The 2,044-nt window shown below is 36.5% G+C and carries 3 protein-coding genes; all 3 read left to right on the top strand.

Annotated features, from left to right (window positions below; translation table 11 throughout):
- Positions 1-92: 92 nt before the first annotated feature.
- The 3 genes from BMG01_RS10345 (at position 93) to BMG01_RS10335 (ending at position 1,786) form a co-directional block, all read left to right on the top strand.
- Entirely contained in the window at positions 93-896 is an 804-nt protein-coding gene (locus tag BMG01_RS10345) for an IS3 family transposase (protein ID WP_011679760.1), read from the top strand.
- A 246-nt stretch (positions 897-1,142) separates the two neighbouring features.
- On the top strand, positions 1,143-1,445 hold the full coding sequence (locus BMG01_RS10340) for a type II toxin-antitoxin system RelB/DinJ family antitoxin (RefSeq protein ID WP_036068657.1): 303 nt from the start codon (positions 1,143-1,145) through the stop codon (positions 1,443-1,445).
- Positions 1,442-1,786 carry a type II toxin-antitoxin system PemK/MazF family toxin gene (locus tag BMG01_RS10335; protein ID WP_036068655.1) on the top strand — a complete coding sequence of 115 codons (345 nt, stop codon included), beginning with the start codon at positions 1,442-1,444 and terminating at the stop codon, positions 1,784-1,786. The genes BMG01_RS10340 and BMG01_RS10335 overlap by 4 nt, the downstream gene beginning before the upstream one ends.
- Positions 1,787-2,044: the final 258 nt, after the last annotated feature.

The raw sequence follows: 2,044 nt of genomic DNA, 5'->3' as shown, positions 1-2,044 counted from the left end.
TCGCTATTTTGGAGGAAGAAAACGAAATTTTATCACGCATAGCCTGACAGGCATTGAGCGGCCATCTTACTAGCCAAAAAATAGTCCGTAATGTGGGATTGCCGCTAGTTAATCAATTTTTAGCACAGGGCTACGCGCTTGTGCGTATTTTAAGTGCACTTAAAATCAAACCTAGTACCTATTACAACTGGCGCCATTGGCAGCCCAGTCGACAAGAAAAGCGTAGAGAATCCCTGAAACCTTATATTTTAGACGTTTGGAAAACCTTTAAATTTTATGGTTATCGTCGTATTGCTGCTTATAGTCAACAAACCGATGGTCCGAAAGTATCTGAGTATATGACACTCAAATTGATGCGTGAATTAGGGATTAAATCCCGCATGCAAAAACGTTATCGCAAACCCAAAACTGTTGTGACGGTTGATCAAAAACCCAATCTGATTAGACACTTGCATGATTTGAGCGGTGTTTGGCAAACAGATATCACTTATATTCAGTTGACTAATCACAGATGGGTCTATTTAGCGACCGTTTTGGATCCTGAGAAGAGAAAAGTATTGGGCTATAAAATTGGCGATACAATGACAGCCGAGCTAGCCACAAGTGCCTTACAGATGGCGTTAGATAAGCATCGAAAGCCACTCATTATTCATTCAGATATGGGGTCACAATACACGAGTGCTGAGTTTAATATTAAATGCCAAAATTATGGCTTGAAACATTCATATTCACTCAAAGGCCATCCGTACGATAATGGCCGTATGGAAGCGTTTCATTCAATATTGAAGCGTGAAGAGGTGTATCTGAAGGCATACCAAACATTAACTGAAGTCCAAGCAGCCATTGGTTGGTATATCAATTTTTATAATCGAAATCGTATCTCAAATGTTGCCTAAGTAACTGAATAAAAATAGTCCAATTTATTGACTTCTGAGCAATACGTATGATCCTTATAATTGGAAATTCTACGGGTCTGTGAGTTCTTTTGACTCTGTTTGGAATAATCCTAGTGTTGATTATAATATGGATTGGGACGCAGGTAGACCAGTATTTGCTATAAGATAACAAATACTCACAATATATAACAAACTGCACCTAATTGTGGTATAATTAAGCTAAATAAAGTAAGAGAGGTGTTGGTTATGAAAGCTATTCAAGTATCTGCACGAGTTGATCAAAGTATCAAAGAGTCTGCTCAAAAAGTATTCGAACGTCAAGGATTAGATATGGCTACGGCTATTAAAATGTTTATTACTAAGACAGCTTATGAACAGAAAATCCCTTTGTCAGTTCAAGAGCCTAATAAACAGGCATATCCTGATGACTGGTTTAGTGATCAACGTGTTGCTAATCGTGATGAGATTACTCGTTTGGCATTCGCAAAATCACCAATTGAGGACTTAGATTTGTCTAAGCAAGAAGACCGTGAGGAATTTATGCAATGAGTAGTGATATTCGTGAGCATAGTATCATGATTGCTGATTTAGCTTATGATGAGGGGCGTGAAGCGGGATCTAAAGTACGTCCAGCGTTTGTTGTGAAATATGATAATCAAAAGATTGCTTATTATAAAATCACGAGTCAATTTAATAACAAGTCTGATTATTTTCAAAATAAGTATTTTGAAATTAAAGATTGGGTTTATGCAGGTTTAAAAAAGCCGTCATGGATTGACACATTTAAGATACGCAGAGTAGATGAGCAATATGTTGTGATCAAGTTTGTTGGGTATTTGTCAGCAAATGATGAAGCCAGGTTCGTAGAATTTTTATCTAATTTAGAATAATAACAAAAGCAGTGGTTACTTTACTAGTTGAAGTGATCACTGCTTTTTTTGTGCCTTTTTTTTTTGCTATAATTAATGCTCAGAAGTCAATAAATTGGAATATTTTTCTACCAGAAGTCAAGTGTTTCAATGCATTTAGCTTCTTTTTATGATGCTGCAATTGGTCATCAAGCACTACTAAAATAAACCGATGTCTTCACATTGGTTTTGCAAAATGTTAGGCTTATAAATGTACAATTCTAGCGCTTTGACGCTGTA

It is taken from the genome of Leuconostoc sp. BM2 (genome assembly GCF_002095565.1).
GTDB lineage: Bacteria > Bacillota > Bacilli > Lactobacillales > Lactobacillaceae > Leuconostoc > Leuconostoc falkenbergense.
This window is presented reverse-complemented; position numbering and strand designations above follow the sequence as displayed.